General features: G+C 40.0%; 29 protein-coding genes. 21 read left to right on the plus strand and 8 right to left on the minus strand.

Going from position 1 to position 24424, the window contains the following annotated elements:
- The first annotated feature begins 38 nt into the window (after window positions 1-38).
- Both FM071_RS03770 and FM071_RS03775 read left to right on the plus strand, forming a co-directional pair.
- Complete coding sequence (locus FM071_RS03770; RefSeq protein ID WP_193111681.1) at window positions 39-860, plus strand: bifunctional riboflavin kinase/FAD synthetase; 822 nt, start codon at window positions 39-41, stop codon at window positions 858-860.
- A gap of 10 nt (window positions 861-870) precedes the next feature.
- Window positions 871-1902, plus strand: coding sequence for a tRNA pseudouridine(13) synthase TruD (locus tag FM071_RS03775; protein WP_193111682.1), 1032 nt, complete (start codon window positions 871-873; stop codon window positions 1900-1902).
- A 5-nt stretch (window positions 1903-1907) separates the two neighbouring features.
- On the opposite strand, the gene FM071_RS03780 is transcribed toward FM071_RS03775, so the two are convergent.
- A complete protein-coding gene (locus tag FM071_RS03780; RefSeq protein WP_193111683.1) occupies window positions 1908-2804 on the minus strand; it encodes a cation diffusion facilitator family transporter in 897 nt (298 codons plus the stop codon).
- 61 nt (window positions 2805-2865) lie between these two features.
- Here FM071_RS03780 and cmoB point away from each other — a divergent pair, with 61 nt between their 5' ends.
- Entirely contained in the window at window positions 2866-3759 is an 894-nt protein-coding gene (gene cmoB / locus FM071_RS03785) for a tRNA 5-methoxyuridine(34)/uridine 5-oxyacetic acid(34) synthase CmoB (protein ID WP_193112023.1), read from the plus strand.
- A complete protein-coding gene (locus FM071_RS03790; protein WP_226960578.1) occupies window positions 3759-4265 on the plus strand; it encodes a PaaI family thioesterase in 507 nt (168 codons plus the stop codon). The genes cmoB and FM071_RS03790 overlap by 1 nt, the downstream gene beginning before the upstream one ends.
- Before the next feature lie 236 nt (window positions 4266-4501).
- On the opposite strand, the gene FM071_RS03795 is transcribed toward FM071_RS03790, so the two are convergent.
- The 3 genes from FM071_RS03795 to FM071_RS03805 all read right to left on the minus strand — a co-directional run bounded on the left by FM071_RS03795 (window position 4502) and on the right by FM071_RS03805 (window position 6039).
- Entirely contained in the window at window positions 4502-4690 is a 189-nt protein-coding gene (locus tag FM071_RS03795; RefSeq protein WP_193111684.1) for a hypothetical protein, read from the minus strand.
- Between the two features lie 162 nt (window positions 4691-4852).
- Window positions 4853-5446: a class I SAM-dependent DNA methyltransferase gene (locus FM071_RS03800; protein WP_193111685.1), complete on the minus strand. Its 594-nt coding sequence runs from the start codon at window positions 5444-5446 to the stop codon at window positions 4853-4855.
- On the minus strand, window positions 5446-6039 hold the full coding sequence (locus tag FM071_RS03805) for an MBL fold metallo-hydrolase (protein ID WP_193111686.1): 594 nt from the start codon (window positions 6037-6039) through the stop codon (window positions 5446-5448). The genes FM071_RS03800 and FM071_RS03805 overlap by 1 nt, the downstream gene beginning before the upstream one ends.
- Before the next feature lie 40 nt (window positions 6040-6079).
- Here FM071_RS03805 and FM071_RS03810 point away from each other — a divergent pair, with 40 nt between their 5' ends.
- The 4 genes from FM071_RS03810 to FM071_RS03825 all read left to right on the plus strand — a co-directional run bounded on the left by FM071_RS03810 (window position 6080) and on the right by FM071_RS03825 (window position 9827).
- A complete protein-coding gene (locus tag FM071_RS03810) occupies window positions 6080-6895 on the plus strand; it encodes a ferritin-like domain-containing protein (RefSeq protein ID WP_193111687.1) in 816 nt (271 codons plus the stop codon).
- 78 nt (window positions 6896-6973) lie between these two features.
- Window positions 6974-7780, plus strand: a complete 807-nt coding sequence (locus FM071_RS03815) for an NAD+ synthase (RefSeq protein ID WP_193111688.1) — start codon at window positions 6974-6976, stop codon at window positions 7778-7780.
- 10 nt (window positions 7781-7790) lie between these two features.
- Window positions 7791-8924, plus strand: coding sequence for a DegT/DnrJ/EryC1/StrS family aminotransferase (locus FM071_RS03820; RefSeq protein WP_347402248.1), 1134 nt, complete (start codon window positions 7791-7793; stop codon window positions 8922-8924).
- 6 nt (window positions 8925-8930) lie between these two features.
- Complete coding sequence (locus FM071_RS03825; RefSeq protein ID WP_193111690.1) at window positions 8931-9827, plus strand: tetraacyldisaccharide 4'-kinase; 897 nt, start codon at window positions 8931-8933, stop codon at window positions 9825-9827.
- On the opposite strand, the gene FM071_RS03830 is transcribed toward FM071_RS03825, so the two are convergent.
- The 4 genes from FM071_RS03830 to FM071_RS03845 all read right to left on the minus strand — a co-directional run bounded on the left by FM071_RS03830 (window position 9808) and on the right by FM071_RS03845 (window position 12448).
- Window positions 9808-11094 (minus strand): APC family permease, encoded by a 1287-nt coding sequence (locus tag FM071_RS03830; protein ID WP_193111691.1) that lies wholly within the window; start codon window positions 11092-11094, stop codon window positions 9808-9810. The genes FM071_RS03825 and FM071_RS03830 overlap by 20 nt on opposite strands.
- Window positions 11095-11096: 2 nt before the next feature.
- Window positions 11097-11642, minus strand: a complete 546-nt coding sequence (locus FM071_RS03835) for an HdeD family acid-resistance protein (RefSeq protein ID WP_193111692.1) — start codon at window positions 11640-11642, stop codon at window positions 11097-11099.
- Window positions 11643-11658: 16 nt separating this feature from the next.
- Complete coding sequence (locus FM071_RS03840) at window positions 11659-11829, minus strand: hypothetical protein (RefSeq protein WP_193111693.1); 171 nt, start codon at window positions 11827-11829, stop codon at window positions 11659-11661.
- Between the two features lie 76 nt (window positions 11830-11905).
- Window positions 11906-12448, minus strand: coding sequence for a DedA family protein (locus FM071_RS03845; protein ID WP_193111694.1), 543 nt, complete (start codon window positions 12446-12448; stop codon window positions 11906-11908).
- 78 nt (window positions 12449-12526) lie between these two features.
- Here FM071_RS03845 and argB point away from each other — a divergent pair, with 78 nt between their 5' ends.
- The 13 genes from argB to FM071_RS03910 all read left to right on the plus strand — a co-directional run bounded on the left by argB (window position 12527) and on the right by FM071_RS03910 (window position 24415).
- On the plus strand, window positions 12527-13378 hold the full coding sequence (gene argB / locus FM071_RS03850) for an acetylglutamate kinase (RefSeq protein WP_193111695.1): 852 nt from the start codon (window positions 12527-12529) through the stop codon (window positions 13376-13378).
- A 44-nt stretch (window positions 13379-13422) separates the two neighbouring features.
- Window positions 13423-13713 carry a DUF2018 family protein gene (locus tag FM071_RS03855; protein WP_193111696.1) on the plus strand — a complete coding sequence of 97 codons (291 nt, stop codon included), beginning with the start codon at window positions 13423-13425 and terminating at the stop codon, window positions 13711-13713.
- 4 nt (window positions 13714-13717) lie between these two features.
- Window positions 13718-14131, plus strand: a complete 414-nt coding sequence (locus FM071_RS03860; RefSeq protein ID WP_193111697.1) for a hypothetical protein — start codon at window positions 13718-13720, stop codon at window positions 14129-14131.
- Between the two features lie 9 nt (window positions 14132-14140).
- Window positions 14141-15028, plus strand: a complete 888-nt coding sequence (locus tag FM071_RS03865) for a polyprenyl synthetase family protein (RefSeq protein ID WP_193111698.1) — start codon at window positions 14141-14143, stop codon at window positions 15026-15028.
- The gene (gene hemA, locus FM071_RS03870) at window positions 15028-16308 is read left to right on the plus strand and encodes a glutamyl-tRNA reductase (protein ID WP_193111699.1); all 1281 of its coding nucleotides are present in this window, start codon (window positions 15028-15030) and stop codon (window positions 16306-16308) included. The genes FM071_RS03865 and hemA overlap by 1 nt, the downstream gene beginning before the upstream one ends.
- A 3-nt stretch (window positions 16309-16311) precedes the next feature.
- Window positions 16312-18015 (plus strand): proline--tRNA ligase, encoded by a 1704-nt coding sequence (locus FM071_RS03875; RefSeq protein ID WP_193111700.1) that lies wholly within the window; start codon window positions 16312-16314, stop codon window positions 18013-18015.
- Window positions 18016-18450, plus strand: a complete 435-nt coding sequence (locus FM071_RS03880; RefSeq protein WP_193111701.1) for an FxsA family protein — start codon at window positions 18016-18018, stop codon at window positions 18448-18450.
- A complete protein-coding gene (locus FM071_RS03885) occupies window positions 18404-19237 on the plus strand; it encodes a DsbA family protein (protein WP_193111702.1) in 834 nt (277 codons plus the stop codon). Before FM071_RS03880 ends, FM071_RS03885 begins: the two co-directional genes overlap by 47 nt.
- Window positions 19238-20197 carry a hydroxymethylbilane synthase gene (gene hemC / locus FM071_RS03890; RefSeq protein WP_193111703.1) on the plus strand — a complete coding sequence of 320 codons (960 nt, stop codon included), beginning with the start codon at window positions 19238-19240 and terminating at the stop codon, window positions 20195-20197.
- Entirely contained in the window at window positions 20198-22012 is a 1815-nt protein-coding gene (locus tag FM071_RS03895; protein WP_193111704.1) for a menaquinone biosynthesis decarboxylase, read from the plus strand.
- Window positions 22013-22108: 96 nt separating this feature from the next.
- Window positions 22109-22444: a cytochrome C gene (locus FM071_RS03900; RefSeq protein ID WP_193111705.1), complete on the plus strand. Its 336-nt coding sequence runs from the start codon at window positions 22109-22111 to the stop codon at window positions 22442-22444.
- 115 nt (window positions 22445-22559) lie between these two features.
- Window positions 22560-23951, plus strand: a complete 1392-nt coding sequence (argH, locus tag FM071_RS03905) for an argininosuccinate lyase (RefSeq protein WP_193111706.1) — start codon at window positions 22560-22562, stop codon at window positions 23949-23951.
- A complete protein-coding gene (locus tag FM071_RS03910) occupies window positions 23951-24415 on the plus strand; it encodes an OsmC family protein (RefSeq protein ID WP_193111707.1) in 465 nt (154 codons plus the stop codon). Before argH ends, FM071_RS03910 begins: the two co-directional genes overlap by 1 nt.
- Window positions 24416-24424: the final 9 nt, after the last annotated feature.

A 24424-nucleotide genomic window follows, 5' to 3' on the forward strand; every position in this document is an offset into this window, starting at 1 on the left:
ACTGATATAATTACGTTAAGACTTTAAGTAGGATAGGTATGAAAGAGATAACTTCCATCGCTATAGGCGGGTTTGACGGCATGCACATAGGACATCAAGCACTTTTTAATGAACTTGGTTGTGATGGCGCGGTTGTCGTTATAGATACAGGCTATGCGAATCTTACGCCGCACGAGTATAGGAAAAGATATACCGATCATAAAATCTTCTTTTTTAATCTTGAGGATATTCGGCATTTAGATGGAGAAGGGTTTGTAAAACTTTTATGTAAAGAGTTTCCAAAACTGCAAAAAATAGTGGTCGGGTATGATTTTCACTTTGGTAAAGACAGAAAATACTCTTATGATGATCTCAAAGAGCTTTTTGATGGAGAAGTAGTCGTGGTAGAAGAGGTAAAACATAATAATGATTCGGTGCATTCGCATAAGATTCGGGCAAAACTGCAGCTAGGTGATGTAAAAGGTGCCAATGAATTTCTCGGGCATAACTACACGATAGTTGGAGAGAAGATTCAAGGGCAGGGGCTTGGTTCAAGTGAGCTGTTTGCTACGATAAATCTCAAAGTAAAAGATTTTCTGCTGCCAAAAGAGGGTGTTTATGTGACGACAACCCGCATTGATGATGAAGAGCATTATCATCCATCGGTGAGTTTCATCGGGCATCGTGTGAGCACAGATGGAAGTTTTGCCGTAGAGACGCACATTTTGGATGGTGAAGTTATTTGTAAAGAGAAAGCGGAGATCAGTTTTGTGGATTTCATACGTGATAATGAAAAATTTGAGAGCATGGAAGCATTAAAAGAAGCGATACAAAAAGATATTGCAAAAGCGGCTAAAGAACTGAAGTTTTTGGCGCTGTAGAAGGAAAAAATTGTATAGAGAATATTTAGAAGACAAAGAGAAGATAAACTTCAAGTTTGAACAGACAAAAGAGGATTTCATTGTTGATGAAAATCCCAGAAAATTCAGTGAAAAAGGGAACTATCTCATTTTTCGTGTTCAAAAGATAGAGATGACGACATGGGATATGATTGCGGCTTTTGCACAGTTTTTGAACATTCCTGCAGAGAAGATCGGTTATGCAGGACTCAAAGACAAACATGCGACGACGACACAGTACATAAGCATCGAAGCGAAGTATGAAAAAGCACTCAAAAAGTTCAAACATCCCGGTATTAAGATACTAAAAACGACGAGGGATAAATACTCCATACGCATGGGAGATCTTGTCGGAAATAGATTTAGCATTAACCTTTTTGGGGTGAGTCCCATTGAAGCGGGGCAGATAGAAAAAAGAGCGATGAAGATCGCTAAGAATGGACTGCCGAACTATTTTGGTTATCAGCGTTTCGGTCGTGATGAAGACTCCATCACGCAGGCACGTGAGATGATAGCAGGTGAACTGCACATAGAAGATGCAAAACTCAAAAAGTTTCTTATCTCCGTGTATCAGTCCTACTACTTCAATGAGTGGCTGCGTGAGCGTGTACTGCTCTCACGTGAGCAAGAGGGTGGAAAGTTTTTACTCTTAGAGGGTGATGTCTATCTCTCTGATGAAGGTAAACTCTTTACTCCGAAAAATATCCCGCAAAAGGATTTTGAAGCACATAAAGTCGTACCGACAGGGCTTCTATGCGGACGTGATGTTTTTCATGCGCGCTCTGCAGCGGGAGAGATCGAAGCAAAATATGATGATCCATTTTTATATGACAAAGGCTCACGCAGAGAGGCGCTTATCTTTCCTACAGACATTAAACTAGACTATAAAAACAACTTTGACATCCTAAACATCAGTTTTACCCTGCCAAAAGGCTCATACGCTACGGTATTTTTAGAAGCCATTGCGAACAAGAACTTTAAAGCATCACAGATAAAAAGAAAGCATACTGATAAAAAGAAGTAGATTTTTTACCACTCTTCCTCTTCCTCATTCATCTCCGCATCATCGTATGGATCCATATGTATGAGGATATGGAGTTTTTTATCTTCAGGAAACAGTTTTTTTATCTTCAACTCGACTTTATCGGCGATGAGGTGGGCGTCATAGAGTGAGATGGAGACATTGAAGACGGCATGAAAAGAGATGAAGATGTGCGAGCCCGAAACTCTTGTTTGTAGATAGTGGAAGTTTGTGATCTCCGGCTCTTCTTTTATGATCTGTATAATTTTGTCAATGTCCTCTTTTGGAAGAGCGACATCAAGCAGCATCAAAACACCCTCTTTGACGATCGGGATAGCCGAGTAGATCATATAAACGGCAATGGCAATACCTAAAACAGGGTCAATAAGCTGCTCACCGGTGTAGTGAATGGCAACGAGTGCAAAGAGAACGGCACCGTTTGAGAAGAGGTCTGTTTTGTAGTGCAGGGCATCGGCTTTTATGACCATGTTCTTTGTTTTATTTGCCACATAATTTAAAAAAGCTACCAAAAATCCCGTGATAATGAAAGATGCGATCATGACATAGATGCCTTCTGACATATGGCGCATATCTTCAGGATGGATTATCTTGGCAATCGCTTCGTAGAGGATGAACAGTGCGGAGAGAGAGATGATGGTTCCTTCGATAACTGCTGCCAGAGGCTCTAGTTTACTGCGGCCGAAATGAAACTGTTCATCGGGATGTTTTTCTGCGTTGTGCAGAGCAAAGTAGTTAAAAAGGGAGACAGTCAGATCAAGCAGACTATCGATGGCAGAAGCTAAAATGGCGATAGAGCCGCTTAAAATACCCACTGCCAATTTTAAAAATACCAGCAGTGCTGCGACACTACTCGATGCTACCGTTGCTTTTTTCTCCAAGCGCATTTAAAACCTTTGATTAATTTAGATACAATTATAGTAAAAATTAGATACGACAGTGATTAAAATGGACATTCAAAAGATAAAAGAAGAGAGAAAAAAGTGGCTTACATGGAAAAATATCGCCCCTTTGCGTGAGGCCTTGTGTGAGCTCGAAGATGGTGAATATACTGTAACACTTGGAGATACCGTAGAGATTCAGGGTGAGATGGATGATGCAAAGATCTATGAAGTCGCCAAAAAACTGATGCCGTGGCGAAAAGGGCCTTTTAAGATTGGAGAGACTTTTATAGATAGCGAATGGCGCAGTTATGTGAAATACAACCTTTTACGACCCCATTTTGATTTAAAAGATAAGCGAGTTGCCGATATAGGGTGTAACAATGGTTACTATATGTTTCGTATGCAGGAGGACAATCCAAAACTGCTTGTCGGTTTTGACCCTTCGCCGCTCTATATGACACAGTTTGATTTTGTCAACCATTTTATAAAGAGTGAGATTGTGTATGAGCTGCTGGGTGTGGAACATCTGGAGTTTTATGAAGAGAAGTTCGATATTATCTTCTGTTTGGGTGTGCTTTATCACAGAAGTGACCCTGTTGCGATGCTTAAGTCACTTTACAAAGGACTGGATAAAAAGGGCGAAGTGATACTCGACACCTTTTACATTGAAGGTGAAGATGAAATGGCTCTATGTCCGGAGTCGAGTTACTCGAAGATACCAAACATCTACTTTGTACCGACTATAAAAGCGCTTGAAAACTGGTGCAGACGGGCAGGTTTTTGTGAATTTGAAGTGCTTGAGACCTCTGTAACGGATGCAAGCGAGCAGAGAAAGACGGAGTGGATAGAGGGACAGTCACTCGAAGACTTTTTGGACCCGGATGACAGCTCAAAAACTGTCGAAGGCTACCCGGCACCAAGACGCGTGTATGTACGACTGATTAAGGATAAGAAATAATGGCAGAAAATGAAGTAAACGAAGAAGATTTAGAACTTGAAGATTATCGGGACGATGAAGAGCAGGTTTTCATTAAGACACATGAAAAAATCAATCAAGATCTTTGCGGAGAGGTCATAAAACTCGAGCAGGGTTATGTTGAACTGCGGCTGACGACAACGCCTGAGATGGTGGCAGATGAAGTAGGGCTCATTCACGGTGGTTTTATCTTCTCATCTGCAGATTATGCGGCTATGCTCGCTGTCAATGAAAGAAATGTCGTACTCGTTGCAAGTGATTGTCAATTTCTCTCACCCGTCAAATTTCATGATGAGGTAAATTTTGTAGCTCGCGTGAGACATAAAGAGGGACGCAAGCGCAATGTTCATGTTGAAGCGTTCGTTCTTGACATCAAAGTCTTTGAAGGAGAGTTCAAAACGGTTGTAACGGAGCGGCATGTGCTAAAACTCAAACTACTCGATGACGAGGACAAAGCAAGCGGTACACGGCCGGAAGAGAAAGAATAAGCTTTATTATACTTAGGCTATTCTCTAAATTCTAAATTTTATTTAGATATTTCTTTAAGCTTTAAAATCGAGTCTTGTCTAATTAGAAACGTTGAACCATCTATTCTCTCAATACGATATGATTTTGGTGTGATTTTTATGCATTTCACATTATTTTCATACTCAATCTCATATTTACCACGCGTATAAACAACGTTATAAAATTTTCCAACATCCATGTATTTATACCTTTTAGTTTAATGTGTAGCTAAACCACTGAGGATACCCATAGTAAAAGCACCTAAAAGTGTAAGAATAATAAATGCGGGAATTGCTGCAATAGCCCATTTAACCATAAACCAAACCATGGAAAAGAAAGGCATTTTTATATCTGTTATAACTACCTCATTTTTAGTAAATACAACTTGATTCTCTGAGTTGCTCATAAAAACTCCTGATTCTTATAGTATAAATAATTAGATGCTCTAAATGAAAGGGATTAACTATTTATGTAATAAATATTCTATCAAAAAGAACTTTGTAAATCAAATAAAAATAAAAAATAAGTGGTCAGGTGACAACTACAACTTTAACGTATCCCTTGTTCATTATTTTCCCGCTGTAAGCAAAAACACCCCAAAATCTCTATGCGGTTTTTGGATAGTGTTGATATTTTCGATCTTTACATCTTTAAAACCACTCTTTTGTACTATCTCACGCAATTCATTTTCATGAAATCCAAAATGGTGTACGCCTGTGTTGTCTGAATGGAATGAGCCGTCTTCACTCTCCAAGTCGGCTATGGCTATGAATCCGCCGTTTTTTATGTTGTTATGGATTGTTTTGAAAAACGCTTCTAAATCTTCTACGTGATGCAGGGTCATTGAGCTGACAATTCCGTCAAACTGCTGTGTGAGCGGCTCTTTTATGATGTCTTGATGTATGGAAATGATGTTGCATTCAGGAGTGTTTTTCTCTTGAAGTTTTGCCAGCATGCCTGCGGAAGTATCGACGCCGCTTACTTGTTTGACATGCTTTGCTATCTCAAAGCCAAGCAGTCCCGTACCTACACCAAAATCTAGTATCTCCATCTCTTTGTTGAGTGGAAATCTTTTTATGATAGCATCGGCAATTACCTTTGCACCATTTACACGGATGTCACCACTGTCCCAGTTCTCTGCTCTTGTGTCAAATGTACTCATTAAAGTTGCTTTATCCAGTAGGGTGCGTACTGCTGTTCCTGTTTTATGGTCGTTGTGCCGCCGTGACCGGGGTAGATAGTTTTGTCGAAGTCCAGTTTTTGAAATTTCTCGAGAGACTTTTTCATATCTTCAGGATTGGAGTATGGAAAGTCTGTGCGACCGATGCTTTTTTCAAATATAAAATCACCGCTGAACATTGCATCGCCTATCTCTATGGTAGAACATCCCGGTGTGTGCCCCGGAAAGTGGCGAAATTTTACTTTGATGCCGTCTATGTCGAACTCTTCGTCATCTTCTACCAAGACATCAGGCGTTGATGGCGGGAGATCCGGCATCCATGAAGATGAGCTTAAAAGCATGGCATCTTCTTTTGGTGTGTAGAGTTTTACGCCAAGATCCTTTTGTAGCTCTGCATTACTCCAAACATGGTCAAAATGACCGTGTGTGTTTAAAATGGCTATGGGGTTTGTGATGTTTTGTTTTACCCACTCGGTTGCATTTACACCGGGGTCTATGATGATATCTTTGCCGTCTTTTGTGACAATGTAGCAGTTCGTTTGATAGACACCCATTGGTTGCACTTTTATTTGCATTTTCATCTCTTTTTTAGTGCAATTATAGCATTATGTGATTATGAAATTTTATAAAGAATTAGAATTAATTTTAGAAGAGAAATCTCCTGCAAAGAAAATAGAGAGATTTCAAAGATTTTATCAATCGTTTCAAGCAGACAGTCTGACCTTTGAAGAAGATTTTACACCAAAAGAGTTTGAAGAGCCTTCGTACAGCGAAGTATGTAAAACAGTGCCGCCGCAAAATGTTCCAAAACGCTCGAATCTCACAAGCAAAGAGGGGCAGATAAACCTGCTGCATGCCGTAGCACATATTGAGTACTCCGCTATCGATCTCGCCCTTGATGCGGCTTACAGATTTCACGGTTTACCGCGTGAATATTATGCTGATTGGCTTGAAGTGGTAGGTGATGAGATTCGCCATTTTTTGATGCTTGAAAAACTCCTGTGTGAGCTTGATGCGGAGTATGGCGATGTGGAGGTGCATGACGCACTATTTGAAGCGAGCCAAAAGACACAGACCTTTTTGGAACGCATGGCGGTTGTACCGCGTTATCTTGAAGCAAACGGCCTTGATGCCACACCGATGATATTAAAGAAGCTCAAAAAACTGCCAAAGAGTGAGATGATAGAGAAGATCATAGAAAATCTGGAGATCATCTTGCGTGAGGAAGTGGAGCATGTCAAAAAAGGGGATGTCTGGTTCAAGTATGCCTGCGTGAGAGAAAATGTAGATGCGAGTATCTATTTTGATATCATCAAAAAATACTATCCACGGGGTTTTTTACGTCCGAATGACTTAAATATAGACGCACGGCGTGAGGCAGGTTTTTCTTGTGCGGAACTTAAAAATATGGCGAAAAGAGAAGTCTGCTGAATTTCTTAAAGAATTATTTGTTACAAAACTTAGATATAATAAACATTGTTAATAATTTTTAAAGGTTTAGTGTAAAAGATGAGTAAATATTCTCAAATAACCGACTATCTTGTCCGCTTTTTAGAAAATGAAGTGACAAAGACGGGACTCAAAAAAGTAGTTGTCGGTTTAAGCGGCGGGCTGGATTCTGCTGTGGTGGCAGTATTGGCACAAAAGGCCTTTAAAGATGATCTGGTATGTGTGAAGATGCCTTCGCAATACTCTTCGCAAAGTTCTCTCGATGATGCGGATGAATTATGTCGTGACTTTGGTTTGCGAAACATCACCTGCTCGATCGAGCCGATGTTGTCGGCTTATGAAGCGATGCATGATGATCTGAACAACCTTCGTAAAGGAAATGTCTCTGCCCGTCTTCGTATGACGACGCTCTTTGATATTTCGGCTTGTGAGAGTGCTTTGGTCTTGGGAACGAGCAATAAAAGTGAACTGATGCTAGGCTATGGAACACTTTATGGCGACCTTGCATCGGCGATCAATCCCATCGGCGATCTTTACAAGAGTGAGGTCTTTGAACTTGCGGAGTATCTCGACGTGAGTGAGTGCATCATTAAAAAGCCGCCTTCTGCTGACCTGTGGGATGGACAGAGTGACGAAGCTGATCTGGGTTACACCTATGCGCAGCTCGATGCGGCAATGAAACTCTATGTCGATGAGAGATGCTCACGTGAGGAGGTCATTGCAAAGGGCATCGATGAAAAGATGCTCGATATGATCATAAAAAGAATTTTTGGGAATCATTTTAAACGTAAAATGCCCGTGATAGCAAAATTGACCTCACGTACACTGGGACATGATTTTAATTATCCAAGAGATATAACCCTATAAAGGAATGAAGATGAAAAAAGAGTTGAAGATACCGTTTAGTAAATATGAAAGTTCACGTGCAGCACACTCCTATGTAAGTGATGCTCTTGACGGTGAAGATGTCAATCAGGTTGCCGAACTAGAAGAAGAGTTTAGTAATTATGTAGGTGCTTCCTATGCTCTTGCTACATCACATGGCACATCGGCTCTGCATTTGGCGATGCTTGCACTTGACTTGAAACGCGGTGATAAGATCGTCTGTTGTGTCAATGCCCATCCAAGTATTCCTGAGGTTGTTCGTCATTTCGATGCTGAACCTGTTTTTATAGACATCGAAGATGTGACTTATAATATGAATCTTGACAAACTTGAAGAGTATCTTGAAGCCAACAGTTCAAAAAAACTTAAAGCTGTCATTATCTCACACCTTGGCGGTGTTACGGTCGATCTCGAACGTCTCTATGCGATGGGCAGACGTTTTGGTGTAAAAATTGTGGAAGATGCTTCTGACGCACTTGGGGCTACATACAAAGGTGAGAAGATAGGATCGACAGGCGGCGACATTGTATGTTTTAACTTCTCTCCGCACTTGAAAAAGAACATCTGTAATGGCGGTATGCTGGTAACGGATGATGATGAGATAATGGAGCGTGCACGTCTGCTTGCCAATCATGCAATGGTACGTGACGAAGATGCACTGGAGTATATCTATGATGTTGTTGATATTGGGAACGATTACTCTTTAAGTCAGCTCAATGCCGCTTATATTCGTGCACAGGTCATGGAGCAGGACAGTAACATCCAAAGACAAAAAGAGATAGCGCAAATGTACTCTGCCGAACTTGATGGCGTGGACCATGTAACCATTCCTGACATGAGTAATGAAGAGAATCCTTTCTCGTTGTATATCATCAAGATAGATAAGAACCGTGACTCTTTTGCTGTTGCTCTGCGTGAGGAGGGCATTGGTACAGGATTGCACTATATTCCGCTTCATCTGTTGAGCTACTACAAAGCGAAATATGCTTTGAGAGTTAATGACTTTCCGGTAGCACTGCGCTCATTTCAACAGGTGCTTTCTCTGCCTATCTATGCAAGTATGAGTGATGATGATGTGAAAACTGTTATCGCTGCGATTAAAAAAATAGCAAAAACAAGAGTATAAACTCCTTTGAAATCTGCAGTCGTCTTTTGGGTTGAAAACTATTTTTACAACCCAAATCTGCTACAAAAACTTCTCTCATTCTTTCTTTTACCCCTTTCCTGGCTCTACTGTTTTGTGATGTATCTGCGATTTAAAACTGCAAAAGCAGAGGATTTTGGCATTCGCATAGTCAGCATAGGTAATCTCACAGTCGGCGGCAGCGGTAAGACACCGCTTGTAACGGCGCTTGCACAAAAGCAGAAAAATCCTGCAATCATTTTGCGTGGATACGGACGGGCGTCTAGCGGCATGATAGTTGTAAAAGATGAAAATGGTATTTTGTGTGATGTCGCAACAAGTGGTGATGAAGCGATGATCTATGCGAAAAAACTTCCTCACGCAACGGTCATTGTAAGCGAAGATAGAAAGCCAGCCATAGTAAAAGCAAAAGAGATGGGCTGTGAGATGGTCTTTCTCGATGATGCTTACTCAAAGCATGACATCAAAAAAGAGGATATCATTATAGATGTCAAAACGACCAACAATTTCTGTCTGCCAAGCGGGCCTTACAGAGAAAGATTATGGAGTAATAAGGAGGCAAAGATAGTCCATGAAGGTGAAGATTTCGTGCGTGAGGTTAAGCTGGTTGGCGGCAGTGATAGAATGTCTCTGGTAACTGCCATAGCCAGACCGCAAAGGCTCGATGCCTATCTGCCTGAAAATCTTGTCGGCAGGCATTACTTTGAAGATCATCACAGTTTTACAAAAGAGGAACTTGAGAAGATCTTAGAAGATGATGGCGCGACATCGCTTCTTGTGACATTTAAAGATTATGTGAAGATAGAAGAGTTTGGAGTGCCGCTTTCACTTCTGGATCTGGAAGTGAAAGTGAATGAAAAAACTTTTAGAGAGTTTGTTTTTTAATAGTTCTGTGAGTAAAGAGTCTCAATCCTATCTCAATAAGAAATGCGAGGAAGAAACCGGCAGCTATAAAATAACCGACATTTGGAATATGTTTGGATGTGTATTGCAGTGCTAACACAATAGCAGTTAACATCGTTAGAATTGCCAAAATAAGTAAAGTAGCCGATGCCCCTGTATGTTTTCTTTTCAAGAGATGTCCGATGTGAACAAGTGCATGTATGAAGAGCATAGAAATAGATCCGATTGCTGCAATCTCTTTGAGATCAAAAAAGAGCATTAAGAGTGCTATGAATATGGCACTAATGATAAGTCCCTCTGTAGAGTGATATACATATCTTTTATATACATCAGGCAGTTCGCCGTTCTTTGCCATGTCATAGGTGACATTTGTTACGGCATAAAGGTTTGCATTGATGGATGAAGCTGTAGAAATCAGTGCAGCAATAGCCATAATTGTAAAACCGAGTTGACCAAATACGGGTTTTGCGGCTTCAGCCAAAGCATAATCCTGCGCTTTGATAATTTCAGGAAGGGTAAGGTTTCCAAAGACGGCAAAAGTTACAGCGACATATAAAATCATTACCAAACTTATAGCAACTATCATAGCTTTCATCATAAGTTTGGAAGGATCTTTCATATCTTCTGCCGTGTTTGTAATAACACGAAAACCTTCATATGCAAAAAAAGTGAGTGCAATCGCTGAAAAGAGATTTAAAACAGGCGGAGCATCTTTTAATGCAAGGTAATCGGGATGTACATAGAAAGAGACGACAACTGTAAAAATGATGATAATTGAGAGTTTTATAATGACAATCGTATTTTCACTTCTTGCTATGAGTGTGCTTCCTGCCAAGTTGATGGCGACAAAACTAAAAAGAATGATAAGTGCAAATATATTCGCATAATGCTCATTATGAGAAGAGAGCATCATGGAAGCATAAGTACCGAATGTTTTGGTTACCATCGCAAGTGCGACAATAGCTGAGAGATAAAATAAAACAGCAATGGAGCCGGAAAAAACTCCTTCTCCGTAACACTGCACAAGATACTCAACAATACCGCCGCGGCTTGGATATGCAGAGGCAAGTTTTGCGAGAGAATACCCACTCAGCAGTGCAATGATTCCACCGAGTATAAAAGAGATCCAAACAAGGTTTCCGGCAATGGCACCGGCTTCACCAAGCAGTACAAAAATACCTGCACCGACCATGGAGCCGATTCCTAAAAATACAGCGCTCCAGAGTCCGAAAGCTTTTGTCTCTTTCATGGCTATTGATTCATTTTTTTAAAGATCGAACCTGTTACAAGCAGTGCAATGCCATCGAAGAAAAGGCTGAAACCTACAAGTAGACCGATGAGGTAAAGTGATGTGAACGGCCAGCCTATTACAAATAAGATTCCTATTAACATTGAGAAAATTGCATTTATCAGCCACCATATCCATCCGCTTGCCGGGCGCATAGAGAGTGACAGTGAAAAACTCGCAAAAGAGTCCATAAAGAAATAGATTGCAAGCAACAGTCCGACCGTTCCTACACCGCTCATCGGATAAAAGATCATAAAGAGAGAGATTGCAATGAGAATGAAGCTTTTAAGCCAGCCAATAACATCGCTTTTATCACTGATATAGGTAAAGTAACCTGCCATAAATCCTGCGAACATCATTATCCATGCCACAAAAGTGACTGTTGCCATTGTCATGAAGACCGGATAAATGATACCGACTAGTCCTAAGATGATAAAAACTACACCTGCTATTTTTGAGTATTTTGAAAATTTGTCAAATAAATTTTCGTCTATGGGATATTTCCACATTTTTAATTTCCTTTAATTATAATATTGGTTGGAACATAGCAGCTCCAAATAGTGCACCGATAGCCCAAAAGACTACAGAAAGTATGAAAATGGCAGGAATAGATGCCAATGCCAATTTCACCAAAAATACTACTAAATCTAAAAAAGGTATATCTAAACCTTTAATAACGACTTCCTTATCTTCCATAAGAAATTCCTTTAAACTGTTTTTTCGCCTTGATTGTAACATTATATTATTACAATGAATGCAATAAAAGTTGCAATCAATCTTTTTTATACTGATAAATAATAAAAAAGAAGAAAAACAAAAAAATGACTACAGAAAGGTGGTGCTGTATAAAGACCAAAACATCAATGGCGTTCTGTCCAAAATAAAATCCAAGCGTGGTAAATGTCATTGCCCATAAAACAACACCTAAGATATCTAAGAGTAGAAATTTTATAAAGCTGTACCCTGAACTACCAAGAACAAGGAGTGCAGGAATATGTGTACCGTAGATAAAACGCTCAAATATTATAATCCAACTGCCATAGTGTTGAAACCATCGCTCTATACTTTGTACTTTTTTTTCGTATTGCTGCAGTATTTTTTCTGCATTGTGCTTTGAAAAATAGCCTATGGCAAACAGAGTGATATCTCCGATGAGTGCACCGATGACAGCGATACCAAGTACATACTGAAAAGTCAAACTTCCTTTGTTTGAAAGCATGCCTGCAATGGTTAAACCGATCTCACCTTCAAAGATACTCCATATAAAAAGAATAGTATAAGAAAAATGTTCGTATAGGAAGTTGTAGATATCCATAAAATCGATTATATCTTTAAATAATCAATTTTTGGATAAAATAGCAAAATTATTAATAGAATATGCAAGGAAAAAATATTGCAAGCGAAAATTGAAACAGTAAAGACACTGCTTGAAGCACTGCCGTTCATACGTGAGTTTAGAAAAGAGATAGTGGTCATTAAATATGGCGGTTCTGCTCAAACATCACCACAACTCAAAGAGAAATTTGCTGAAGATATACTGTTGATGCATCTTGTGGGTATCAAGCCCGTCATTGTGCATGGCGGCGGGAAAAAGATAACCGACATGCTTGAGGCTCTTAAAATTGATACGAAGTTCATTGACGGACAGCGTGTTACTACAGAAGATACGATGCGTATCGTGGAGATGATCCTCAGCGGTGAGATCAACAAAGAGATCGTTTCACTGCTGAACTCTTATGATGCAAAAGCGATAGGTATCAGTGGCAAAGATGCACACTTCATTACAGCTCACGCAAAAGACTTTGAGAAGTGGGGACTTACCGGTAATATCAACAACGTAAAAGCTGATGTCGTTTTAAATCTTGTCAAAGACGGTTTTGTTCCTGTCATCGCACCAATCGCGGCAGGTGAAGAGATGGGACATCCAGGCTTCAACATCAACGCAGACCTCTGTGCTTCGTATGTGGCAAAGGCCATAGGGGCAAACAAGATAATTTTCCTGACAGACACGGCAGGTGTTTTAGATAATGATAAAAATCTGCTTTCATCTTTGACACAGGATGAGGTTGAGCATTTAAAAGATGACGGCACGATACACGGGGGCATGGTTCCTAAAGTAGATGCCTGTTTGGAAGCGATTGAGGGCGGTGTCGCAAAAGCGCACATCATTGACGGACGAGTAGAACACTCAATGTTACTTGAACTTTTTACATCAGAGGGTATAGGTACCCAAATAGTTAAGTAACAGTTGCTATAATCGCAGAACAATTTAAAAATAAAGGATAGATAATGAGTAATTATGCTGCATTATTTGAAGATGAAGAAGATATCTTTGGGGGTTCTCCAAAGTCGAAGTTTATGGACGTCGTTTTTAATGCTAACAATGACATAGTAAGACAGGAGCTTGCGGCTTTTATTGAAAAAGCGGCAACAATGGAGCTGATGCTTGAAAAGTATGTCGGTGAAGATATAGACGGTGCCGTGAAACAGTACTATTTTGAGCATCAGGATGCTTGTGACACAAAGGCAAAAAGTCTTTATGTTGAAATAATGGGTGCAATCCTCTCTCAAAGCGAATAGCTGCGTGAGGATATTTTTACAGATTTTACTGCCATTGGTGTTACTTGGCAGTGCATCTTTTGCCAATGATTTTAAAGAAGTTTTTAAAATTTCGTTAAAAAAGGATGAGCAAAAGAAAATTCTTGTAAAATATGCCGACAAAGAGAAACTTTTTGTCTTTAGATGGACGCTTTATGTCAATGATGGTCTTGTAACACTTTACAGTTACGACAAATTCGTTGCACAGAATATGCTCTATCTAAACCATAAAAACCAATCATTGCGTATTAAACTTAGAGACGATGGGCAGAATTATTATAATCCTCCTTACTTCTTACTCAAGTTTAAAGCCTTTGAGAACAATGAAGCGAAGTTTGAACTCTATTTGTATGATCCACAGATGCAAATAGCGTTGAAATTTTTAAAAAATAAAAATTAGAAGAGATATATGCAAAGAGTCGAAGCAGAATTAGAGAGATTGATAAACGAGATTGATTATGATGAGGTGACGCGTCTGTTTAAAAGCCTGAGCGGTGGAAAACGTCTGCGTGCGAAGCTTATTTTGAAAATTGCAAAAGATGCAAAGGATGCTCCTTTGTTGGCTGCGATAGTTGAGCTCATACATGCCGCTTCACTTCTGCATGATGATGTCATCGATGAAGCAGATACACGCCGTGGAGCTGCCTCTGTCAATGCAACAGATGGCTCAAAAACCGCTGTAATGCTTGGAGATATCCTCTACTCAAAGGCTTTTACCGAACTTGTTAATTTTGACAAAGAGATAGCACAGACCATAGCTGCATCGGTTACGGCACTCTCAAAAGGCGAGATGATGGATGTGAAGATGGCCGAAGCATTTAACAGTGACGAAGAGCTTTATCTTAATATGCTTTACTTGAAAACGGCAACACTCATAGAAGCAGCGGCAAAAGCAGCGGCGCTTTTAGCCGGAAAAGATCCTCACTCTCACGCACTCTATGGAAGAAACCTTGGACTCTCCTTCCAGATCATCGATGATATCTTGGATATTACAGCTGATGAAGCTACTCTTGGAAAGCCTGCAATGAACGACTTTGTAGAGGGAAAATGTACACTGCCGTACATTTATCTTTTTGAAGCTTTGGAAAGTGATGAAAAAGAGCGGCTTGTCAATGCTCACGCAAAAGCGATCGATACAGAGGAAAATACCTGGATACGTTCAAAAATGGATGAACATCAAACTGTCAACCGCTCTTTTGCACTTGCACAAAAGCTCTCAAATGAAGCGCAGGCAGTCATGAAAGATGATGCCGAACTTGTCGGCATTTTAGAAACTATGATACAAAGAAGTTATTAATGCACTATTTAACAATCAGTCTATCACATAAAAACAGCGATATCGAGCTTAGAGAAAAATTCACTTATACAGATGATGAAAAAGAGGCCTGCCTCAAGCGTCTCGTACAATCTCCTTCCATCAGTGAAGCGATGATGCTTGCAACCTGTAACAGAATGGAAATATATGTCTGCTGCAGCGATATAGAAGACGCTGTCAATCACATTATGACACTCTTGACATTTAAAGGCGGACTTTCCGCAGAATTTTTAAAGCAGACAGCTGAGATAGTCGATGACAGTAGTGCCATTCATCATCTTTTTGCAGTGGCGAGTTCCATTGACTCCATGGTTGTCGGTGAGACGCAGATAGCCGGTCAACTCAAAGATGCTTACCGTTTTGCCCATGAGAAAGGCTTTGCTCAGAAAAAAATGTCCCGAGCCGTCTCACATGCGTTTAAATGTGCCGCAAAAGTGAGAAATCATACTGATATCTCATCAAAGCCTGTTTCCGTCGCATCCGTTGCGATAGGACAGATAAAAGAGCAAGTGGATGACCTTCATACGAAAAAAGCACTTGTTATCGGTGTGGGTGAGATGAGTGAGATCTGTGCAAAACATCTTGTCTCAGACGGCGTTGAGACATACATTACAAACAGAACGAAGCAAAAAGCTGAAACTTTGGCGGCAGACTGTAATGCCAAAGTGTATGAGTTTGGAAGTTTGGATAAAGCTGTCAACGAGTTCGATATTATTTTTACAGCGACAAGCGCACAGTATCCTATTATTACCAACGAACTTATAGAGAGAGTGGATTTTAAAAGATTTTGGTTTGACTTGGCAATTCCGCGAGATATTGACCTTACGCCAAGAGATGATATCTATCTTTTTGTAGTTGATGATATTAAAGAGATTGTCAATGCCAATCGAGCCGATAGAGAGCAGTATGTACGTCAGGCTCACGGCATTGTAGGGCGAAGCGTAGTTGAGTTCTTTGAGTGGCTTGATGCACTTAATGTAGAGCCAATCATCAAAGAGATATATAAAAAAGCAGATACCGCAGTGGAGATTGAAACGCAGCGCGCTTTGAAAAAAGGTTTCATTCCAAAAGAGTATGAGTTTGAAGCAAATAAAATGGCAAAACAGGCAATAAAACGATTTTTGCATGATATGACGAAAAAGATGCGTGAGGCATCACATGAAGCAAAAAGTGATACGGTGACAGGTGCTATGCAGTACATCTTAAATGATGAGCATGATAATATCCCAGACCAATACAAACACCATTTAAAAAAGGATTAGAATTTGAGAAGAAGCAGAGCATTTATACCTACATCAAAAGAGGCGCCTTCAGATGCCTCACTGCCTAGTCACATCTTCTTGTCGCGTGCCGGCTTTATTACACAGGTTGCAGCGGGGCTTTACAACTATCTGCCGCTTGCAAAACGTGTTATCAAAAAAATCGAAGCAATCATAAACGAAGAGATGACAAAAGTAGGAGCGCAGGAAGTTGAACTCTCTTTTGTTACACCGGCTGACCTGTGGGCTGAAAGTGGAAGAATCGAGAAGTTCGGTAAAGAGCTGTTACGTTTTAAAGATAGAAAGAACAATCTTTTTGTACTGGGTCCGACACATGAAGAGATGATGGTCGATCTTGTACGTAACCGTGTGACATCATACAAAAATCTGCCGCTTAATCTCTACCAGATAAAGACCAAGTTTCGCGATGAGGCACGTCCTCGTTTTGGATTGATGCGTGGACGTGAGTTCATTATGAAAGATGGTTACTCTTTTCATGCAGATACTGAGGATCTTGACCGTGAATTTGATGCTATGGAAGTAGCTTACAAAAAGATACTAACACGTCTCGGGCTTGACTTTAGAGTGGTAGAGGCGGACAGTGGTGCCATAGGCGGCAGCGGTTCAAAGGAGTTGATGGTACTCGCTGACAGTGGTGAAGATACTATAGCAGTCTGTTCAAAATGTGAATACGGTGCCAATATCGAAGCGGCAAAAAGAAGTAGACGCAGTAATATTCCTGAAGCCCCCGAAGCTGAGTTTAACAAGTTCTTGACACCGAATGTCAAGAGTATCGATGAACTTGCTGAATTTTTTAAAGTTGATCCGTACTATACAGTCAAGTGTGTTGCAAAAAGAGTTATCTATGAAGATGAGAGCGAAATTGTCCTTTTCTTTGTACGTGGTTGTGATAATCTCCAAGAAGTCAAGGCAGTCAACGCAACCGATGCACTTGATATTGTCGATGTGAGTGAAGAAGAGCTGCGTGAGATAGGTTTGGAGCCAGGATTTATAGGACCACTCGATCAGGATAAGGCAAAACATGTCATTGACAGTGATCTCAAAAGTGCGAAAAATCTCATCTGCGGTGCAAATGAAGCTGATAATCACTTCATAGGTGTTGATCTTGGCATCTTGGATGATGTGGCATATTTTGCTGAAATAGCAGAGGTTAACGAAGGTGATATCTGTCCAAATTGTGACGGTGAACTCTCTTTTACCAAGGGAATCGAAGTCGGACATATCTTCAAGCTTGGTACAACATACTCAAGTGCGCTCAAAGCGGAGTTTTTAGATGAAAACGGTAAAAGTCAGCCATTTATCATGGGAACATACGGTATGGGTGTGAGTCGTCTGGTAGCGGCAGTCATAGAACAACATCATGATGATAACGGCTGTAAATGGACAAAAGCAACTGCTCCATATATGGTAAACATTATGGTGAGCAACATTAAAGATGAGGCTCAGGTAGAGCTTGGTGAAAAACTTTACGGACAGCTGCAAGAGAGCGGTGTGGAAGTGATGATCGATGATAGAAAAGAGCGTTTTGGATTTAAGATGAAAGATGCAGAGCTTATCGGTTTTCCATATACGGTTATTATCGGTAAAGAGCTGGCAAACGGACAAGTTCAGATCTACAATCGCCAAACGACTGAAAAAACAGCCGTAGCGGCAGATGATATCTATGCAAAAATCATGGAAATACTTTAGATGATCTATTTTTTACTCTATCTCTTTCTTGAAGTACTTGTCTCTGTGCAGATATCTTCTGCCATTGGAGGACTCGCTACTTTTTTTGAGATACTCTTAACGGCATTTGTGGGTATCTCCATTCTTGTGAATTTTCGAAAAACCCTTGTGGAAAATATGACAGCAGTATCTTACAACTGCATCGATCTTGAACAGTTTCAAAGGCTCAATCTTTTTACGCTCATTGGTGCTATTTTGCTAATAATTCCGGGATTTTTGACTGATATTATCGGTATATTATTACAGTTCAGTGCTTTTACGAGTATGATTGTTAACCGATATAATGTAAAATCAGGTAATTGTAATGCCTCATTTGAGGATGAAAATATTAATATGAAAAAGGATTCAGATGTCATTGATGTTGAAATTATTGAGCATAACACTCCTCTTAAATAGTTTTGTCTATGCGGCAAATATAAGTGATAAAGTTGAAGATTTTTTAGATGATAAATTTATGGAAAATCCACGGCTGAAATCTGTCGATGTGAAAGTTTCCGATGTTGTTCCTCTTTCTCAGTTAAAAGGCTGGAATGCTTATATTGTCGATGTAAAAGCGTATCTGAAATCAAAGCCTAAAAGGCTCATTAAACAGAGAATGATATGGTTTTCAAATGGTCGCATCATTACAAAAGAGCTGACAGATATGCAAGACGGCGAAAGTTTGACAGACCTTGTAAAACCACCTTTTAAAGATGAATACTATACAAAAGAGAATCTTATTTTCGGTAACGCTGATGCGAAGCATAAAGTGGCAATCTTTTCAGATCCGCTCTGTCCATTTTGTAAAGGCTTTGTTCCCGGTGCGCTTGATTATATGAAAAAACAGCCTGAAAAATTTGCAGTCTATTACTATCATTTTCCACTTGAACGTCTGCATCCTGCTTCAGTACATCTTGTAAAGGCAGCTGCAGCAGCAGAACTGCAGGGACATAAAAATGTTGTCGAAAAACTCTATAAAGTTCATGTCAATTCAAATGAGAGAGATGTTAAAAAAATTCTTGGAGCATTCAATAAAGTTGAAGGAACAAATCTAACACCAAAAGATCTCAATACTCCAGCAGTCATTAAACAGGTAAATCACGATTATGATACTGCAAATGCCGTAATGGTAAGTGGGACACCCACAATTTATCTTGATGGAAAAGTAGACAATACAAAGCAAAAATATTTGAAAGTTAAATAGATGAAAAAATTAAGAATTGCAACACGCGTATCTGATCTTGCACTGTGGCAGGCATATTATATTAAAGAGAGAGTTGAAAAAGCATATCCTGAGATAGAAGTAGAACTCAATAAGATCGTCAGTAACGGCGATAAGGTATTGGATAAGCCGCTTGCGCTCATTGGGGGTAAAGGACACTTTACAAAAGAGCTTGAAGATGCAATGCTCGCAGGCGAAGCGGATATGGCGGTACACTCTTTAAAAGATGTACCGACTTATATTCCGCAAGGACTTGAACTCGCAGCCGTTACACAACGGCAGGATCAAAGTGATGTCTTTTTATCACATAAGTACAAAAGTTTGGAAGATCTGCCGCAGGGTGCAGTCGTTGGGACTACAAGTCTGCGAAGACGCATGCAGTTACTGGTACAAAGACCGGATTTGAAACTGAAAGATCTTCGAGGCAATGTCAACACACGTTTGAGAAAATTGGCAGAAGGGCAGTATGATGCGATTATTTTGGCATATATCGGACTGCATAGACTTGATCTTTTAAAAGATATACCGCATGTTGAAAAACTCTCACTTGACATGATGATACCACCGATGGGACAAGCTGCTCTTGGCATTGAGATTGTGCAGGGTAATGAAAAACTTTACGAGATAGCACAAAGCCTTAATGATATAGACACCTATCTTTGTACACAGATCGAACGTGACTTTATCTCTAAAATCGGCGCAGGATGTTCTGCTCCGGTTGCCTGTAATGCTGTGCGTGAGGGAGATGAGATCGTTTTTAGAGTGATGCTCGGTTTTCCTAACGGTACAAAAATTATGCGTGAACGCGCTGTTGTGAGTATAGAAGAGAGTGAAAATCTTGGTGTAGAGATAGCTGAGCTTATGATAGCTGAGGGTGCTTTGGAACTTTTGGCTGAAGCGGAAAAAACAGCATTCAAAGATGAAATGCCACAAAGGTTATAAATGAAAAAAACGATTAATCTTTTAAAGAAACATGATGAACTCAAAGTTATAGACGCTGAGCTTGATATTTACCTTGAAATTCCGCATATAGCATATGCAGAGGTTAAAAAAGAAGATGGAGGCAAAGCACTTCTTTTTACAAATGTCGTCGATAAAAAAAGAGATGTAAAGTTTGACGAGCCGGTAATGATGAATGTTTTTGGCTCATATAAGAGATGTGAGCTTCTTTTTGGCCGAACCATCGAATCAGTAGCTGATGAGATTACAAAACTTTTGCATATGAAACCGCCTGCCGGATTTATGCAAAAGATAGATATGGCAAAAGAGCTTTTTTCACTGAAAAATATCTTTCCAAAACGCCTCAAAGGCGAGGGCGAGTGTCAGCAGATAAAATATCTTGAAGATGAGATAGACCTTTACAAACTGCCTGTTCTTACAACCTGGGAACAAGACGGCGGCCCGTTCATTACGATGGGGCAGGTCTATACACAGTCTCTTGACGGGGAAATGGTCAATCTCGGAATGTATAGACTGCAGGTCTATGATAAAAATCATCTCGGTATGCACTGGCAGATTCATAAAGACAGTTCTCACTTTTTCGATCAGTATCAAAAAGCAGGGAAAAAGATGCCTGTCTCCATCGGAATCGGAGGCAATCCTCTTTATACCTGGTGTGCAACGGCACCACTTCCTTATGGCGTGAATGAACTGCTTATGTATGGTCTTATCACAAAAGAGCCTGCACAGCTTGTAAAATCACTCACAACACCGCTTTACATTCCAAAAGATGTCGATTATGTCATTGAGGGCTGGGTAGATCCTAGTGAGCTTAAGATTGAAGGTCCGTTTGGTGACCATACAGGGTATTATACACTTGAAGAGCCGTATCCGGTACTTGAAGTAAGTGCCATTAGCATGAAAAACGAGAGAACATATCTGGCAACGGTAGTAGGAAAACCTCCTTTGGAAGACAAATATATGGGTTGGGCTACAGGAAAAATATTCTTTCCTCTTCTCAAGACAACCGCACCGGATCTTATTGATTATCATATGCCGGAAAATGCAGGTTTTCATAATCTTATTTTAGCAAAGATGCAGCCGCTTTATAAAGGGCATGCAAAACAGTTCATGCACGCTTTTTGGGGTGCAGGACAGATGAGTTTTGTAAAACATACTGTTTTTGTAGATGAAAATGCACCGAAGCTTGAGAATTATGAAGCCTTTGCTACGTATGTGCTGAATCGTTTTACGCCAAAGTCTATGTTCATTACAGAGGGAATTTTGGATGCGCTTGATCACTCTTCTCCGGAAACGCTTGTAGGCGGTAAGCTTGGTATTGATGCAACAGCGGCAAATCAGGTAGAAGCACCGCAGCTGTTAGGAGATTCGGAGTTATTCAAAAGAGTTCAGGAGTTTATCCCTGATGTAGTTGATCTGCACCAGTTTATGAGAAGAACGAAAAATCCGATTACGGTCATCAGCGTTAACAAAACGAAAAATGTAAAAGAGTATTTTGATGCACTTGTAACGCTGAGTCCGCATCTTCGTATTGTGGTATTTGTCGATGCTGCAAGAAATGATGTTCATAACTCTTATATGCTTGTTTGGCGTGTAACGAACAATATAGATGCACAGCGTGATGTTTTTGTCTCCGGCTTGATGGTCGGTGTCGATGGAACAAATAAAAATCAGCTTGACGGCTTTACAAGAGAGTGGCCGGATGATGTCGATTGTACTCAAAGTGTTGTTGAGAGTCTGAAAGCAAGGGGTGTCTGGGATTTTGATGATGCACTTTACAATAAGTTTCAATTATAGTTTTTTTTGTAATTTTAAAATCAAATTTCAGTGATATAAGGTAAATATAATAATTTCTAATGTAATATGGAGTTAAATTTTTAGGGGGATGCCTTAATGGTCAAAATTCTTTTTATATTTCTTGCAGTGACTATTTTTTCGTTAACGACAGCTGACGCGGCTATCTATAAAGGGCAGAGAGTTTTTATTAAGAAATGTCTGAAATGCCATAAAGACGGTCAAAATTTTATATCGAAATATAAACGAAAACATTGGAAAAAGCTGATGAAACATAAAGGGAAACCTCTAGCAGAACTTCACCTTAAGAGTCAAAAAGCAAAAAAATCCTGGAAATATTTTAAAAGTAAAAGATACGCTAAAAAATCAAAACACTTGAAACAGTTTCTTATGGAATATGCAAAAGACAGTGGAAATGTTCCTGCCTGTAACTAATTCACTTTAAGGGAAGTTTTGCACTTCTCTTTCATTTCCTCTTTGTAAAATCTCTCTTTTTAGATAAAATATCAAACTTTTTAATAACTATGAAATAACGCTTAAGGGACAAATAATGGATAAAATGTGGTCAGGCCGCTTTAGTGCAGGCGCTTCAAACTTACTCGATCAATTCAATGCTTCAATTATGTATGACAGAAAACTCTATCGTGAGGATATCGAAGGTTCTCTTGCGCATGCGGCAATGCTTGCTAAACAGGGTATTCTGACTCATGAAGAGCTTAAACAGATCAAAGAGGGACTCTCTCAGGTGCAAAAAGAGATAGAATCAGGTGAATTTGAGTGGAAAATATCTGATGAAGATCTGCATATGGGGATTGAAAAACGTCTCACGCAGCTCATTGGCGATACAGGGAAGAAGCTCCATACTGCACGAAGTAGAAATGATCAGGTGGCTGTTGATTTTCGTCGCTATGTATTGCGTAAAAATTTGGAAATTGCAGAGGCGATTAAACTTCTTATGGAAGCGATACTTGAAGTTGCCAATAAGCATACGGAGACATTGATTCCCGGTATGACACACTTGCAACATGCACAGCCGATAAATTTCGGTTTTCATCTGGGTGCTTATCTCTCCATGTTCAAACGGGATGTTGAGCGTTTTGAGATATCCTTTGCAAGAAACAATATCTCTCCTCTTGGATGCGCAGCACTTGCAGGGACACCGCACAATGTAGATAGAGAGTATACGGCCGAGCTGCTTGGTTTTGACAGCGTGAGCGTGAACTGTCTTGATACGGTCAGTGACAGAGATTTTGCATTGGAGATTTTGTTTAACATCTCTACAATGATGATGCACATCTCACGTCTTTCAGAAGAACTGGTTATGTGGTCGAGCTATGAATTTGGTTTCATTGAACTCTCAGATGAATACTCAACGGGAAGCTCCATTATGCCGCAGAAGAAAAATCCAGATGTTCCTGAACTGTTACGCGGAAAAACAGGTCGTGTCTATGGCGCTTTAGTCGGACTTCTTACTGTTATGAAGGGTCTGCCTCTTGCATACAATAAAGATACGCAGGAAGATAAAGAGGGTGTTTTTGATGCTGTTGAAACAGCTGAGATCTCACTTGAGATCTTAAAAGAGGCCATAAAAACGATGCAGGTAAAACCACAAAATATGGAAAAAGCCTGTGCTATCGGACATCTTTCTGCAACGGATTTGGCAGATTATCTGGTAGAAAAATGCGGCATTCCATTCCGTGAAGCGCATTTCATTACAGGACGTGCTGTTGCAAAAGGAGAAGAACTTGGTGTCGATCTTTCAAAAATGGAGTTTAAAGACCTAAAAGAGATCGATGATCGTATACAAGAAGATGTGATGGAGTATTTAGGCCTTCGTCACTCTATGAACGCAAGAACTTCTCAAGGCGGAACATCAAGTGAGCGAACGAAAGAACAGCTTGAGTATTTTAAAGATTATCTCAATACAGACAAGGAGTCATAATGAAAGTAACGATTACACATAAGGATGCAATGAAGTTTGAGGCTAAGACTGAAAAAAGCAGTTTTATAATTGATTGTCCGACTATCTCTCCTGTAGAGTATTTTTTATCTGGGATTATTACCTGCAGCGCGACAGATATCGTACTGCTTCCAAAAAACCAGGGATTCACTGTGACGGATTTGGTAGTTGAAGGTGATGCAACACGTGCAGAGGATCATCCGAGAAAATTCACAAAACTCTTTTTAGATTACAAATTTAACTCTGATGGTGATGATGTTCAGGCTGCCCGCTGGGTTGCAGCTTCCATCGAGACATACTGTTCAACTATCAACACAATCCGTGATACAACAGAGATCAGTTACTCTGTGACACATAACGGTAAAGTCATCCGTGAAAATGAAAAAGTCATCAGCGGTGGCGGCAGTAACATCGACCTTGGCGAGATAGATGCCTGCTGTAGTTAGAGATTTTTT

The sequence above is a fragment of the Sulfurimonas paralvinellae genome (genome assembly GCF_014905135.1).
Taxonomy (GTDB): domain Bacteria; phylum Campylobacterota; class Campylobacteria; order Campylobacterales; family Sulfurimonadaceae; genus Sulfurimonas; species Sulfurimonas paralvinellae.